Consider the following 15,569-nt stretch of genomic DNA (forward strand, 5'->3'; position numbering starts at 1 on the left):
TTTCACCCCCGCCCGGGCAGCACCCAGGCTGGTGCTGGGGCTTGGCCGGGAGAGAACACGCAGGCCTGCTGCACAGGGGCTACTGGAAGCCCACCCCTCGCGGGCTGGGCGCGCCAGGCGCACCTGCCGACAGCGGCAGGCAGTGCGCGACGGTGGCCTGTGGGGCGCGCGCCGTGCCGCACTGGTAGAGACCGGCAGCAGCAACGCTGCCCCACGCGCGCGGCAGGGGCGGCGCCGGCGGCGTGCGCGGGCGAACGGGCGCGATGTGCACACGGCGCGCAGGCCCCTGCACGGAGGGTGCTGGCTCACATCACCGAGTGGGAGCAGAGGCGCAGAAGTATCGACGCTGCAGCCCCGCCACGGGGGTAGAGGGCTGCATTTTTGCCGCCCCACGTGCGAAAAGACCCGTGCTAGGTTGCAGGTGTGCGCGCACCGCGTGCGCCCCATTGGACGTTTCCCACCGAAGGATGTTGTTGCTATGAAGCTCCGCCGTACCCTCGCCGCCACCCTGGCCGCCACTGCCCTCATGGGTGCCACCGCCCTGCCCGCCCAGGCCGACATTGTCGCCGACGTGAAGGCTGAGGCCCTCAAGGCCTCCGTCACCGCCCTCGAGGGCAGCCCCTGCGCCGTGGCCAAGGTCTCCGCAAGTGCTAAGGGTTTCACCTACTACTCCGATGCAGTCCGCCACATCAAGGAGCAGGCCAAGGGCACCTCCCTCAAGGCCTCCACCGTGAACTCCCTGGCGAACCGCTACGCCACCCGCATGCAGACCTGTGACGCCGTCAAGCCTGACCTGGTGAGCGGCTCCAGCCAGTTCCTCGGCGGCTCCTCCGACATCGTCGACGCCCTGAGCGGCCTCCTCGGCTCCTCTTAAAAAAGACACACCCCACCGCGCGCCCGCGGGCGCGCGTGAGGCGCACCCATGACGACGCTCCGGCGCGGCGACCCTTCTTTGGTTGCCACGCCGGAGCGTTGCTGTGTTCATGCACCGTCTACGTACCCGCGTCGCATCCCGCACACGCGGTGCGGACACCACGCGTACCCCGTGCCCTTGGCCCCGCATGGCAGGGGTCGCGGCGCTCCCCGTGTGCATACCCACGTCCACACAATCGTGGGGAACGCCGCGACGGACCATCTCCGGCTGACGTGAGGTACAGGGGCACGCCAGCCGACGTCTTTTCTTATTCGCTCCCCCGGCTAGCGGGCGGCCCGCACGGCCGCCCCCTGCCCGTGGGGCGCCGGCGCCGGATGCGGGGAGGCCTCTGCGGCGCGGGCGAGCTGCTGCAGGGGGTGCTCATGGGTGCGCTCCGCGGGGGCGGGCTGGGTCGCGTGAGCGGGCGTGATCTGGATACGGCTGCCCAGCACCGCCGGGCGGTGCCAGTGGGCGCGGCCCGCCACGGGCACGATGCCGAGCTGCCAGCCGGCCGCCCGCATCGCGAGCGCCACCGCCTGATCGTCGCTGTAGATCCGGCGCACCCCCACAAAGTGGCGGCGAGCCTGGTTCATGGCCACCCGCAGCGCGCACGCAATCACCGACGGGGAGGCGTCGCGGGACTCGATGCTGGCGGTCGCGGTGGGGCCTGCGGCCGCCCCCTCGGGGCGCTCCAGGATGCAGCGCGCCTCGCCGGCCGGCCCGGAGACAGTCACACTAATGCGCTGCGCCGTCGCCGACACCGTCGGCATGACGCTAAAGCCGGCGGGTACTGCCTCCGGGAGGTCGTAATGCGGCATCGCCATGCAGGCGATGGTGTCGATGCTGCGCAAACTAAAACCGAGGCCGTAGAGCATCTTGCCGATCACGCTGCGCGTCGGCGCTTCGGCCGCGCCGGTGAGCGTGCAGGACTCAATCGCCCCACCCCAGTGGTGGGTGGCGGCGGCGACGAGCTCCTCGACGACGTCGCGGACCTCCGTGGAGACCGGGTCGCCCGGCATGGGGTAAATATCAGCACTCAAGGTGATCTCCATGAGCGCCGGCGGCAGGCGATCCCCGTCCGCGCCATAACCCAGGCCCCGGGGTGTGCCCTCAGCACCGGCGGGGGTGCGGATTTCTACCCAACCCAGGATCCGCAGGTTCACACTCGGATCTTCAGCACCCTGAGGAAGGCTGCCCGGCAGGCTGTCGCCCAGCGGGGGCACGTCCTGCAGGATCTGATCCTCGTCAGCAACGCAGACAAACACCTGGTGGCCGACGGGATCGGCCGTGATGTCCGCGAGCAGCTGCTCGAGGGAAAACGCCAAGTCAGGGTTTCCTGTGGCCTGCTGGCGGACCGCGTTACTATGCACCGCGAGCGCGCTTAACGCTTCGCTGGGATGTTGACCGGGGACGGGTGGGGTGACGGGGAGAATTCGCATACCCCAGTCCTATCACCCGGACTGCATAATTCTCCGGCGGTTAACCCCGCTGAGCTGCCCGTTTTTACCCCTGTATGTGGGAACAGACGTAGGACATCACCCCCGTCCACCACAGGCAGGGCTGCACATCTTCTAACCCATAAGCGGCAACTAATACGAGATGCTCACACGCCGCTTGAGCAGCGAAAGCGCGAGCGCACAGCACACATCGAACACGGGATAAGCGCCGGCCGGCACACACCCACCGACCCGCCACCACAGCCCACCCTGCGGGCTGCCAGCACCCACCCCACTACCCCCGCACTCATGTGACACAAGGTAAGCATTCGCCGAGGGTCATAAATATGCCCGCGGTCGATTTTGTGACATTTTTTGACGCGCCGCGCGAGCCCATTTTTCCCGCGTGCAAAAATCGGACACACAACCGAGGGGGATGCCACCACTCCACAGTGCCGACTATGAGTTAAGTGGCTGCACGCTGCATGAATGTTAAGAATCAAGCGAGCATGACCCCATCGATTCCATCCTGCGCCCCAGCAGAGAAACGACTGCGAAATATGGTGACACCTTTAGTGCATTATTGGTATGACTAAAGCCTGTGCGCGGGCACAATAGCCCTTTTATTCCCCCACTGGGACGGAAGATTCGATCTATGCATCGCGGGGGTACCCCGCCGCACACAGCCCCCAAGGCACCACGACCCCGGCCCCACGCGGTCAGTGCGCAGGGCCGAGGTCGTGGTTGTTCGCGCCACAGGGCGGCGACGAGCGCCGCAGCAGCAGTGCTTAGGGGCGAGTGTGGCCGTCGCCGACGACAACCCACTTCGACGTCGTCAACTCCGGCAGGCCCATGGGACCGCGGGCGTGCAGCTTCTGCGTCGAGATCCCGATCTCCGCGCCCATGCCGTACTGCTCCCCATCGGTAAACGCCGTCGAGGCATTGACGTTCACGGCGGCCGAATCCACGCCCTGGGTGAACGCGTCAATGACGGCGATATCGCGGGCGGCAATACCGTCGGTGTGGCCGCTCGACCACCGGGCGATGTGGGCGATGGCGCCCTCGACACCATCGACGACCTTCACCGCAATATCCATCGACAGGTACTCCTCCGCCCAATCGGCCCCGTCGGCCGGAATGAGGTCGTCGACATTCACATGGTCGAGGTTGTCCGCGTCGCCATGAATGCGGACGCCGGCGGCAACGAGCGCGTCGATGATCTGCTGCTGCGCGGCGACCGGCAACGCAGCATCCAGCAGCGCGGTCTCCGTCGCATTGCACACGCTCACCCGGCGGGTCTTGCCATTGAGCAGCATCGCGATCGCCTGCTCCAGGGCCTCGCCCTGACCGGAGGAGGCATCGATGTAGAAGTGGCAGTTGCCGGTGCCCGTCTCAATCGCGGGCACCGTCGCACCCGTCACCACCGCCTCAATGAGACCAGCGCCGCCCCGCGGGATCACCACATCCACCAACCCACGGGCAGTAATGAGATCCTGCACCGAGTCATGGGACTCGCAGGGCAGCAACTGCACGCACTCCCGGGGCAGGCCGTGCTCTGCGGCAACATCCTGCAGGATCGCCACCAGCGCCGCGTTCGACTGCGCCGCCGACTTCGAGCCCCGCAGCAACGCCACGTTGCCCGCCTTCAACGCCAAACCAAACGCATCCACCGTGACATTGGGGCGCGCCTCGTACACCATGCCCATCACGCCCAACGGCACCCGGTACTGCGTCAACCGCAGCCCGTTCGGCAGGCGCCGCCCGCCGAGCACCTCCCCCACCGGGTCCGGCAGATCCGCGACCTGCCGCAGGCCACCCGCGATGCCGTTGATGCGGTCCTCATCCAGGCGGAGGCGATCCACCAACGACTCGCTCATGCCCTGCGCCACGCCGCGGGCAATATCCTCCGCGTTCGCGGCCAGCACCTCCGCGGCACGCGCCTGGAGGGCATCCGCCGCGGCGCGCAGTACCGTATTCTTCGTCTCCGTCGTGGCGGCAGCAACCTGCGGGCAGGCCGCCTTCGCGGCCGCGGCCTTTTCCAGGACCTCCGTACGCTCGGCCCGGCGCGCGGGGTTGAGGCGGGCGGCAGTAGCTGCGTCAGTGTGTGCGTCCGTCATCTCGTCGCTTGTCGTCTTTCGCTTCAGAGTTTTTCTCCCCCGCCGGACGCTGCCACCGCGCAGGGTGGGACACGCTGCTGCGGGTGCGCCGGTGGGAGGTCAACGTGGGTTCGTGCCACACAGTTAAACACGTCTTCACCGGCACACAACGCCCACTGCGTCCTGTTCGTGTGGCACGTGCCCCCACGCCCGCCCCGCCCACGCGGGCGTGAGCCCCGCCGCGGGAGAAAAGTACTGCAGGTCACGCGGCTCACGCGTCGGTGTCGACGAAGCTCTCGGCGCGCGACTGAGCACGACGTCCGGGCACCGGTGCGACACCCCCACGCCCCACCCCCGAGGCGGCTGCTTCAGGACCCGCACGCGGCGACCCTGGGTCAATCGCGGAGGCAGCCCAGGGCGCTGGGGTGGGGTGTGTGCCTTCGCCGCTGGGCGGCTGCGGTGTGAGTAGGTGGTGCCGTTCGAGTGCCTGCGCCGGGCAGGTGACGAAACCGCAGCAGTCGCCGCTGGTGGCAACAGTATCGATACCGCCTGCGGGGTGTGTGACGTTTTCGACGTGCTGTTCGACTCCATGCGGGTGTGTGCGGCCATCGTTTCCGGTCACTGAACTAGCCTTGGTGCTTATGTCCCGCTACGACGCCCTCCTCGACGCTGTTGCTACTGCTCGCGCGGACGATCCGCTGCGGCCGATCACCGTACTGTGCATGCCCGGCGCCCGCGACGACATTGTGGTCGCGTTGGCGAACTCCGGCGCACAGGTCAACATCCAGGTCATCCCGTTTCCCGCCTACGCCCAGCAGCAGGCACGCCAGCCGGTGTGCCCGCCGCTGTTCGTCGCGCACCAGGTCGCCCGCATCTTGAGCGAGGAAGCACCTGAGACTGAAGGCGGGGAGACGGTCAACGCCTTCCACCGGGCACGCATTGGCCACTCGGCGGCGACGTGGCAGTCCCTGACGGACGTCGTCGGCCAGGTGTTGCGGCTGCCGCAGCGGCTGGCGGATCGTACCGAGGGCCGGCCCCTGCCCACCGAGGTGCTGCGTATCGCGCGGCTGGTGGAGGAGCGGGCCCACGACGCGCACATGATCACCCCGGCCGAGGCGTGGGCGCAGGCGGCCGAGGCGCCGCAGGATGATGCCCTGCGGATCGGCGTCGACCTCGTGCCCCTGCACATCAGCCAGCGGGAGTTCCTCGCCGCCGCCGAGGGCAACGGCAGCCTGCAGCGGGTGGAGACGGTGACGCTGCTGGACGACGCCGCCATCACCTCCGGCGGCGGGGAGTTGAGTGACGGCCCTGCCGCCGGCCACCCCCGCATCGAGGTGCACAGCTGCGCGGAGGAAATGGACGAGGCGGCCGTCGCCATCGCCGCTGTGCGCGAGGCCCTGCTGCAGGGCACCGCACCCCACCGCATCGCCGTGGCCTACGCCGACCCGTCGATGCTGCCCTACCTGCGGCGCGAAGCCGCCGAAACCCCGCTCGCGGGCCCCGTGCCGGGGCTGCGGCTCTCCGAGCCGCGTATCTCCGCCTTCCTCACTCTCGCAGAGCTGGCGCGCACCCCGGGGCAGATGGACATGGGGCTGCTCGCCGAGGCCTGCGCCACGGGGGCCATCACTGCCGGTTCCCCCCGGCCGTCCACCACTGCGCTGGAAAAGATCGCGCGGGTCTCCCCGCTGCGGATCCCGGAGGTCCCCCTCGTGGGCAGTGCCGCGGAGCAGGCCGCACTGGCATGGGCGCGCGCCGTCGAGAAGGACATCCAGGCCGTCGCCCAGGCGGCGACCTTCGAGGAGCTCGCAGCGGCCTTGAGCCAGCTGGCCCGCACCCACCTCACCCCGCCGCGCGGCGTGGAGGACGCCTCCTGGCCGCTGCTGCGCAGCGCGCTGCGGGAACTCGCGCTCCTGCCCGGTGAGCTCGGCAGCCTCGGGCTCGACGGCGCGCTCGACATCCTGCGCACCGCCCTCGCCCAGCCCCGCGAAGCCACCCAGGCGGGCCCCAGCCTCGGGCCCCTCACGCACGCCCTCGGACGCGACCTCGACCTCCTCGTCCTCGTCGGCACCTCCACGGCGACGCTGCCGCACGCCGTGAAAGAACGCTCCGCGATCACCTTCCATCAGGAAGACACCTCCACCGCCGCAGGCGTGGAGGACCAGCACACCATCCTGCGGCACCTCGTCTCCAGCGCGCGCCGCACCCTCGCTACCTGCTCCCGGAGCTCCATCATCGGTGGGGCGCGCCGCCCCAGCCGCTGGCTGCCCGCCCCACAGCCCACCGAGACCGGCTGGGCGCAGCGGGGTGCCGCCTGGCGCTGGCGGAGCGCTGCCGACCCGCAGCCCAACACCAGTGACGAATGCGCCGCACTGTTCGCCACCCGCACCATCCACGCAGGCGCCGAGGCGTCCGCAGGCGACAGCCCCAAGGACGTCCAGGCCCGCCAGGCCGTGGAGGCGGCGCTGAGCGCCGCCGACGGGCACGACTACGAGCAGCTGTGGCGCAGCTTCGCCATGCACACGGCACGCACCGCCGGCTTGAGCTTCGGCCAAGGGCGCGAATACAACGGCTACACCCGTCGCTTCGAGCGCATCCTCGCGCCGACGACGGAACTCAGCGCCTCCCGCCTGGAGACCTACGCCAACTTCCCCTACTTCTTCTTCCTCACCAGCGAGTGCCAAGCCACCCTCGGCGACTCCCCCTTCGACCCGGATCGCATCGACCCGCGCGACAACGGCGTGTGGGTCCACTGGCTGCTGGAGCAATTCACCAACACGTTCTGGGGGCTCGATCACCACAGCACCGCGCCCTTCGCCTTCCAGCCGAGCACCCGCACCATCACCGTGGTGCCCGCCCACGCCCGCGGCGACGACGGCCAGCCGCTCGACGACTTTGCCGGCCGGTTCCTCGACCGCGCCGAATTCCAGGCCCTCATCAGCGGCGACCGTGTCCACGGGCTTGCGAACTGGTCCATCGTCAACACCTGCGTGGCGATCGACACCGACTTCGTCGACCGTGCAGAACAGCTCCTGGAGCAGCTCACCCGGGATCTCATCGCCCGCATCGAACCCCAGCTGGAGGCCCTGCGCCCGGCCGCCTGCGCCGACGTCGTCGATGGCCTGCGCAGCCGTACCCGCAATTGGCTGCACCTGGAACTCGCAAGCATCCGCGACGGGTGGGTGCCGGTCGCCTCCGAGCTCGGTTTCGGAGCCGACGCCATCCAACACATCGCAGACGACGACCCAGCTGATGCAGCCTCTGTCGGCGTCGATGATGAGTCCGTGAGCTCCGGGTACGAGCAGGTGAGCATCCCCCGGATACGCATCGCAGCAGAATCCGCTGCGGTGCGCATCCGAGGCTCCATCGACCGGGTCCAGTTCCACACCACGACCCGGGAGATTCAGCTCATCGATTTCAAGTCCGGGCGCACCCCCAAGGCCCAAGAGCTCAGGCTCCAGCTGCCCTTCTACGGCGAAGCCTTCCGCCACACCCCCGACCTGGCAAACCCCGCCCCCGCACTGCTGGCTGTCTGGATGCTCGGCCTCGAAGGCCCGTCCGCCGAAACGGGCGCGGACGGCGACGTCGTCGCCCCGGCGCTGCGAGGCCGCTACATCTACCTGCGCAGCCTCGACAAACTCCCCGAAGCCTGCGACCTCACCGGTGCCGAACGCATCGGTTTCCTGCGCGTCTTCGACGCGCTGATCACCGGCATGGAGGAAGGCTACGCGCCGCCGACACAGTCGCCGAAGAAAGAAACCGGGGGGTACCGCTACCTCAGCGACGAAGAACGCCGCATCGGCTACACCTCCTACGACCGACAGATCGCCGCCCTGCGCGCTGAACGCCCCGCCGATGTCTTCTCCGCAGACACCCACGACTGACCGGAGGGCTCCTCATCACAGGGGCCGACATCCATCTCCTTAATCTCCCTTGTTTGCGCCCACGACCTGGACACACGAAAACCCATGAACTCCCCCGCCCTGCCTGATTCCCCCACGCCCCACGAGCCGGCCCGCCCAGTTCTGTCGGATGCCGCCGCCCGCGCAGCCATCACCCACGACACGCACACCACCTTGTTCGTGGAAGCCGGCGCCGGCTCCGGCAAAACCCACCACCTCGTCGAACGTCTCCTCACGCTGCTCATCGACGACGGCGTCGACATCGACAACATTGCCGCGATCACCTTCACGAAGAAGGCCGCTGCCGAGCTGTCCGAACGCCTCCACGACGCGCTCAGCGAGATCGCCCGCACCGGCCAGCTCGCCAGCCGCGTCGGCGGCCCGGCGCGCACCTTCGCCGACGAGGCAGTCGCGCGGATGCGTGCCGATGCCGCCGTGGAAAAGCTTCCCGGCGCCGCCCTGGAGACCCTCCACAGCTTCTGCCAGCGCATCCTCACCCGCTTCCCGCTGGAGGCGCGCATCCCGCCGACGTTCACCGTCGCCGACGCCTACACCACAACGTTTCGGCCCTATATCGTCGACGAACTCGTTGAGCACGCCCTCCAACTCGACGACGAGGACAACGAAGCGGGCCCCGCGATGGCTACTGGTGGGCGCTTCGGGACCACCTACCGCCACTCGACACCGCTCGACGTCGCGCTCCGCACCCTGCTCAGCGGTGGGGTTCGGCCGCGCACCCTGCGCGCGCTCGAGGACTGGATGGAAGCCCGCTGGAGCGAACTTGCCCACGTCCCTTGCGCAAGCACATCCACCTCGGATGAGGAGACCAGCGAGGCCGGGCTCCGCGACGCAGACATCGACGCCGCCATCGCCGAACTCACAGCGCTGCGGGCCGAGTGTACCTCTCCTGACACCGACAAACTCGGCGTCGCCGTCGGCGACTTCATCACCCTGCTGCACAAGCTGCGCGACACTCCGATGGAGGAACGCACCATCGAATCCCTGGGAAACGCACCCTCCGGCCGGATTGGTTCAGCCAAGGCCTGGGAGTGCCCCATCGAAGGGAGCCGCGCAGAAGCCAAGCAGATCCACGCCCGGCTCGAGGGGCGGATCACGCTCGCGAACGCCACCCACGTCATGCTGCTGCGCGACGAGCTCGTGCGCCGCGTGCCGCAACGGGCACGGGACCGCATCATCAGCGGCCAGCTGGAACACCACGACACTCTGTTCCTCGTCGATGACCTGCTTCACCGCAACCCTGAGGTGCGCGCCGAACTCCACGACACCTACACCCGGATCCTCATCGACGAGTTCCAGGACACCGACCCGGTGCAGATGCGCATCGCCCGCGCCATCACCGACGACCCCGCAACCGGCCGTCCAACCCCGGGCAGCCTGTTCACCGTCGGCGACCCCAAGCAGGCGATCTACCGCTTCCGCGACGCCGACATCGACACCTACATCACCGCCCGCACCGAGCTCGGCGCCACCCAGCAAACCCTGGACACGAACTTCCGCTCCGCGCCGAGCGTACTGACCTGGATCAACGATGTGTTTGCCGCCTGGATTGACGGCATCACCGCCGACCAGGCCGAGGCTGCGCAGGAGGCCGCTGACAGCGGCATGCCGGTGCCCCTGCAACAGGCTATTGACTTCCAGCCGCTGCAGCCCGCACCGACCACGAGTAATGCTGGCTGCGGTGCGTACGTCCTCTACGGGAAAAACCCCGACGAGGGAGCCGAGCGCACCGCCATCGGCACCATCGCCCCGCAGGTGCCCGACGCCGAAGGCACCACGGTGGAGACCGCCCACAACCTCATCGTCCGCACCATCCTCGCCCTGCAGCGGGGCGACACCCACGCCGGCGGCACCATCGAAGGGCTCGAGGCCCTCGACGGCACCCCACGCGCGCTCGACGACATGGTCATCCTCGTCGACGCCCACGCCAAGGCCCGCGATCTCATGACCGCCCTCGGTGCGGCCGGTATCCCCTACCAGTCGGAGGGCTCCACCCTGGCCTACGCCGGCGCAGAGATCGAAGCGCTCCACGCGGTGCTCTACGCCCTGGCCCACCCCACCGATGCCTTCGGAACCGTCGCCGCCCTCCGCAGCCCGCTGCTGGGAGTCAGCGACGGCGAACTCGCCGCCTGGTCCCACGCCCACAGCGACCCCGAAGCCCAGCCCGGGGCGCGCCCGTGGGCGTACGCCCACCTCCGGGCCGACGACGCGGCCACGCCTGCTGCCGAGGAGCACCCGGCCGTGACCCGTGGGCTCATCCGTCTCGCGGGCTTGCGGGACGACATCCGCGGCATGGACGTCGGCAGTGCGGTCGCTTTCGTCGCCACGGCCCTGAATCTGCGGGCGGTGGCCTGCGCGATGGAGGCCTACAGTGACGACGCGCTGCGCCGCATCGACTTCGTCCTCGCCCAAGCGCGCGCCTTCGCCGACGCCGGCAACACCAGCCTGCGGCAGTACCTCGCCTGGGTGGACACCGTCCACGCGCCCGATGCCGGCGTGCCGGTGCAAGCCACCGAATCGGCGCGCACCGGGTGCGTGACGCTCATGACCATCCACGCCGCCAAGGGGCGAGAATTCCCCATCGTCTTCCTCGACGGGCTGTCCACCCTCACCACCATGGGCGGAAAAGACACCTACGGCTTCTACCGCCCCACCAACTCACTCGAGATCAAAATCAAGGGCTTTGCCACCGCAGACTACGACAACTACAACGCCTACGAGAAAGCCGCCCTCGAGGCCGAACGGGCCCGCCTGTACTACGTCGGTGCCACCCGCGCGAAGCAGCTCCTCTTCGTCCCGCTAGTGCCACCCCTGACGAAAACCGGTGAGGTGTACTCGAACTGCAAAGGCAAGCGCCTGTGGGAATACCTCATCGAGCACCCGGAAACCCCGGCGGCCGCCGTCGTCGCCACCGCCCCGGACACCCGTCCCCTCGCCGAGGGGGAACGCGCCCCCTTCGACCCCGGCATCATCACCCGCCACGCGGAGACCACCGCCCGCATCAACCAGCTCATCGACGACGCCGCGACCGCGCCCCGCCGCCGCGGGGTGACGAGCATCGCCCACGACCCCCACACCACCCTGGTCGACCTGCCCGGTATCAACTCCCTGCCGCCGATCCCCGGGGCCGACCGCCCCGAGCACGGCACCGACTACGGCACCGCCCTCCACCTCGCGATGGAGCACGTCGACCACACCCAAGCCGACACGCACGCGGCTGCCGTCGCTGCTGTTGCCGCCACCGGGGTGCGGCTCAACGCAGGCCAACGAGCCGCCGTCATCCGGGACGTCGAACTGCTCCTAGCGGAGCCGACTGTGCAGGCCGCCTTCGCGGCCACCCACTACCGGGAGATGCCCGTGCTGGGCCGCCTGCCGGACGGCACCGCCGTCGACGGCGTCATCGACCTGCTGTACCGCGATGAGGCGGCCGGCGGCTGGGTCATCGCCGACTACAAAACCGACGCCGGCATCAGTGCGGAGACCCGCCGGGAGTACTTCCACCAGCTGTACACCTACGCCCAGCTCATCACCGAAGCACTCCAGCAGCCGGTCGTGCGCCTCGAGCTGCTCGTGCTGCGCACCGACTCGGTCACTGTGCAGACGGTGACGCTCTAAACCGGGTGGGGCGTGGTGCGCGTGCGCCGGCACCCGCCGTTGCAGCGGGTGCTTTAGGCGCGGGTGGCGTAGTTCGACAGGTAATCCGCGTGCACCACGGGGCGCTGCTGATCGGCCGGCAGCGTCGCCGTGTTGCGGCCCAGCATGCCCGCCAGGGTGTGGGAGTCATAGTTGACCTCACCGCGGCCAATCATCTGGCCCTGCGGGCCGTGGATCTCCACGATGTCGCCGGCGTGGAACTCACCCTGGAAATCGGTAATCCCCACCGCCAGCAAACTGTTCCCGCCCGCGGTGACCGCGCGCATCGCGCCCTCATCCACCCGGATCGTGCCCGAGACGTCAGCGGCGTACAGCGCCCAGAACTTCCACGCCGTCACGCGGTCCTCCTTCGGGTGGAACACCGTGCCCACCTGGGCATCACCCACCGCGGCGGCAATATTCGCCGCGCTGGTGAGCAGCACCGGCACCCCAGAGCGGCTCGCCAGGCGGGCCGCCGACACCTTCGACGCCATCCCGCCCGTGCCCACGCGACCACCATCTCCGGCCACCACGTCAGCCAAATCGTTGCCGTCGCGCACCTCCCCAATGAAACGGGCGGAAGGATCGGAAGGATTCTTGTCGTAGAGCCCATCGACATCAGAGAGCAAAATCAACGCGTCCACACTCGTCAAGTGCGCCACGATCGCCGCCAAGCGGTCATTGTCGCCGAAGTTGATCTCGCCGGTGACGACAGTGTCGTTCTCGTTGATGATCGGCACCACCCCCATCTGCCGCAGGCGCTCAATGGTGCGCTGCGCGTTGCGGGCGCGGGTGCGATCCCCCGCATCCGCCGCAGTGAGCAACACCTGGCCAATGTGGCGGCCATAGCGGCCGAAGCTGCGGCCCCACTCGTTGGCCAAAAACACCTGCCCCACCGCGGCCGTGGCCTGCTTGTTCGCCAAATCCTGCGGGCGGGTTTTCATGCCCAGCGGGGCCATGCCCGCCGCCACCGCGCCGGAGGACACCACCAGCACATCACTGCCCCGCCCCATGCGGGCCTGCAGGGCATCAACGAATGCGTCGATGCGATCCGGCTGAATCCAAAAATCGTCGCCGGTGAGCGAGGAAGAACCAATCTTCACCACGATCTTCTTCGCCGAGGCGATCTGCGCCCGCACCTGCGCCCCCGGCAGCACGCCCGGAGTCAGCGGCGCCGTAGCGGAGTCAGAGGGGTCGACCTGCGGCGTCGAGCCGGCAGAAGAACCAAGGGCAGAATCGGCGGGGGAATGCGTCACAGCGGCAATCAACCTTTTGTGGGTGTGAACAGGCGGCACCGGTGGCCGCCACCGATGTGGCACCACCCGGCAAAAAAGAGTCACCCCGGTTACACCCACACCGGCACGCGCGCAGCACGGCGACGAGGGGGCGCGGGGCGCACCCTGCACCAAACTTTAGCGGCTCACCCCCACCAGGGGACCACCCGCCCCCGGAAAATCAGACGCGACACCGCCCACCGGTGTGCAACCGGTGGGCGGTGACAATGAGGGATGTGGCTGCTGCGGCGGCTTAGCCCTGCCAGCGATCCCGGGAGGCTTCCTGCCCGTCGCCGAAATCGAACTCGTCGATGAGCCCGCGACGCACCTGGGAGGCACGCTTGCGCTCCGCGGCGGACACACGGCCGGTTTTCTCCAGGCGGATATCCGTGCCACGGCCCGTCAGCGTCGTATCCACACCAGCGGCCGTCATCGGCTCCCACTCGAAGGACACCGGGCCGATGGTGACGGTGCAGCCCTCCACCGCGCCGGCCTTAAACAGCGCTTCCTCCACGCCCAGCTTCGCCAGGCGGTCACCGAGGAAGCCGACCGCCTCATCGTTTTCGAAGTCCGTCTGGCGGATCCAGCGCTCCGGCTTCTCGCCGCGCACAATGAACCCATCCTCGATCTCCGGGTCGGCCTCAATGACGAAGTCGCGCTTGCCGTCGACGGCCTTCGGCCGCAGGATCACCTTGGAGGTCACCTTCTGCTTCGGCTGGGCGGCGCGGTGCGCCTGCACCATCTCCATCAGGGCGTACTTCAGTGGCTCGAGGCCCTGGTGCGCCACCGTAGAAATGATGAACACCGGCCAGCCGTAGCGCTCCTTCAACTCGTCGAGGAGGAACTCGGCGAGCTCCTTCGCCTCCGGCACATCCGCCTTGTTGAGGATGATGACGCGGGGGCGGGTCGCCAGGTCCCCCAGGCCCACATCGCCCGCCAAATCAGACTCGTAGGCGGCGAGCTCCGCCTCCAGGGCATCGATGTCGCTGATCGGGTCGCGGCCCGGCTCCATCGTCGCCATATCCACCACGTGCGCGAGCACCGCGGTGCGCTCAATGTGGCGGAGGAAGTCCAGCCCTAAGCCCTTGCCCTCACTCGCGCCCGGGATCAGCCCCGGCACATCCGCAATGGTGAAAGTATCGTGGCCGACGTTGACCACACCCAGATTCGGCTGCAGCGTCGTAAACGGGTAGTCACCAATCTTCGGCTTCGCCTTACTCAGCACACTGACCAAGGAGGATTTGCCCGCAGAGGGGAAACCCACCAGGCCCACATCGGCCATGGACTTCAGCTCCAGGATGATGTCGTGCTGCTCCCCGGGCTCACCCTTGAGGGCGAAACCCGGGGCCTTGCGGGCCCGGGAGGCCAGCGCCGCATTGCCGAGGCCACCATGGCCGCCCTCGGCGGCAATGTAGCGCATACCCGGCGTCGTCAGGTCGGCCACCTGGTTGCCGTGCTCGTCAAACACGACCGTGCCGGCCGGCACCTGCAACACCAGGTCCTCGCCGCGGGCGCCGTTGCGGTGATCGCCGGCACCGTTGCCGCCACGCTTGGCCTTGATGTGGGGGCGGAAGTGGAAGTCCAGCAGGGTGTGCACCTGCGGGGAGACTTCCAAGATGATGTCGCCACCGTGGCCACCATTGCCGCCGTCGGGCCCGCCGAGGGGCTTGAACTTTTCGCGGTGGATGGAGGCACAACCATTGCCCCCATCTCCGGCGATGAGGTGGAGGACGACGCGGTCAACAAAGCGGCTCATTCGCACGAGAATACCGGATGAGGGCGTCAAACGCCGCCCCCGCAGCAGTCACAGCGGTGACACCTCACACCCATCACCCGCAGTGCCCGGCAGCACACCAACCCCACCTCCGACGACGATGCCAGTTCGGCATCGACCCCACACATGACGAAACCGCCGTGGGTGACAAGAAGAGTCACGGGATGATCCGTGTTCTCTTCTCCTCACCGACGGCGGTGCGTCCGCGAAGAAAAAATTCTCGCTTAGGCAGCCTCAGCCGGCACGATGTTGATCATGCGACGGTTGCGCTTGGTGCTGAACTGCACGTGACCTGCGGTCAGGGCGAACAGAGTGTCGTCGCCGCCGCGGCCAACGTTCTCACCCGGGTGGAACGAGGTGCCACGCTGACGGATGAGGATCTCGCCGGCCTTGACCTGCTGGCCGCCGAAGCGCTTCACGCCGAGGCGCTTGGACTCGGAGTCGCGGCCGTTGTTGGAGCTAGATGCACCCTTCTTGTGTGCCATGGTATTTTCCCTCCTTTAAGAGAAATCTGGTAAAGCCGACG

The 15,569-nt window shown here is 68.4% G+C and carries 8 protein-coding genes; 3 read left to right on the plus strand and 5 right to left on the minus strand.

Features of this window, described 5'->3' with window-relative positions:
- Nucleotides 1–478: 478 nt before the first annotated feature.
- Complete coding sequence (locus C1Y63_RS04505; RefSeq protein WP_106015282.1) at nucleotides 479–874, plus strand: hypothetical protein; 396 nt, start codon at nucleotides 479–481, stop codon at nucleotides 872–874.
- 323 nt (nucleotides 875–1,197) lie between these two features.
- Here the strand turns inward: C1Y63_RS04505 and C1Y63_RS04510 are convergent, their stop codons facing one another.
- Both C1Y63_RS04510 and C1Y63_RS04515 read right to left on the minus strand, forming a co-directional pair.
- Nucleotides 1,198–2,352 (minus strand): hypothetical protein, encoded by a 1,155-nt coding sequence (locus C1Y63_RS04510; RefSeq protein ID WP_146128861.1) that lies wholly within the window; start codon nucleotides 2,350–2,352, stop codon nucleotides 1,198–1,200.
- A 785-nt stretch (nucleotides 2,353–3,137) separates the two neighbouring features.
- A complete protein-coding gene (locus C1Y63_RS04515; RefSeq protein ID WP_106015284.1) occupies nucleotides 3,138–4,466 on the minus strand; it encodes a glutamate-5-semialdehyde dehydrogenase in 1,329 nt (442 codons plus the stop codon).
- Nucleotides 4,467–5,086: 620 nt separating this feature from the next.
- Between C1Y63_RS04515 and C1Y63_RS04520 the strand changes: the two genes are divergently transcribed.
- Together C1Y63_RS04520 and C1Y63_RS04525 are read left to right on the plus strand one after the other, a co-directional pair.
- Complete coding sequence (locus C1Y63_RS04520) at nucleotides 5,087–8,326, plus strand: PD-(D/E)XK nuclease family protein (RefSeq protein ID WP_106015285.1); 3,240 nt, start codon at nucleotides 5,087–5,089, stop codon at nucleotides 8,324–8,326.
- Nucleotides 8,327–8,410: 84 nt separating this feature from the next.
- Nucleotides 8,411–11,977, plus strand: a complete 3,567-nt coding sequence (locus tag C1Y63_RS04525) for an exodeoxyribonuclease V subunit beta (RefSeq protein ID WP_106015286.1) — start codon at nucleotides 8,411–8,413, stop codon at nucleotides 11,975–11,977.
- Between the two features lie 53 nt (nucleotides 11,978–12,030).
- On the opposite strand, the gene proB is transcribed toward C1Y63_RS04525, so the two are convergent.
- The 3 genes from proB to rpmA form a co-directional block, all read right to left on the minus strand.
- The gene (gene proB, locus C1Y63_RS04530) at nucleotides 12,031–13,134 is read right to left on the minus strand and encodes a glutamate 5-kinase (RefSeq protein ID WP_106015385.1); all 1,104 of its coding nucleotides are present in this window, start codon (nucleotides 13,132–13,134) and stop codon (nucleotides 12,031–12,033) included.
- Nucleotides 13,135–13,522: 388 nt separating this feature from the next.
- Nucleotides 13,523–15,025, minus strand: coding sequence for a GTPase ObgE (obgE, locus tag C1Y63_RS04535; protein WP_106015287.1), 1,503 nt, complete (start codon nucleotides 15,023–15,025; stop codon nucleotides 13,523–13,525).
- Nucleotides 15,026–15,267: 242 nt separating this feature from the next.
- Nucleotides 15,268–15,528, minus strand: coding sequence for a 50S ribosomal protein L27 (rpmA, locus tag C1Y63_RS04540; RefSeq protein WP_106015288.1), 261 nt, complete (start codon nucleotides 15,526–15,528; stop codon nucleotides 15,268–15,270).
- Nucleotides 15,529–15,569 lie beyond the last annotated feature (41 nt).

The sequence above is a fragment of the Corynebacterium sp. 13CS0277 genome (assembly GCF_002994655.1).
GTDB lineage: Bacteria > Actinomycetota > Actinomycetes > Mycobacteriales > Mycobacteriaceae > Corynebacterium.

Coding starts and splice junctions, on each gene's coding strand:
- C1Y63_RS04505 (WP_106015282.1), top strand. CDS start 479: ATGAAGCTCCGCCGTACCCTCGCCGCCACCCTGGCCGCCACTGCCCTC.
- C1Y63_RS04510 (WP_146128861.1), bottom strand. CDS start 2,352: ATGCGAATTCTCCCCGTCACCCCACCCGTCCCCGGTCAACATCCCAGC.
- C1Y63_RS04515 (WP_106015284.1), bottom strand. CDS start 4,466: ATGACGGACGCACACACTGACGCAGCTACTGCCGCCCGCCTCAACCCC.
- C1Y63_RS04520 (WP_106015285.1), top strand. CDS start 5,087: ATGTCCCGCTACGACGCCCTCCTCGACGCTGTTGCTACTGCTCGCGCG.
- C1Y63_RS04525 (WP_106015286.1), top strand. CDS start 8,411: ATGAACTCCCCCGCCCTGCCTGATTCCCCCACGCCCCACGAGCCGGCC.
- obgE (WP_106015287.1), bottom strand. CDS start 15,025: ATGAGCCGCTTTGTTGACCGCGTCGTCCTCCACCTCATCGCCGGAGAT.
- rpmA (WP_106015288.1), bottom strand. CDS start 15,528: ATGGCACACAAGAAGGGTGCATCTAGCTCCAACAACGGCCGCGACTCC.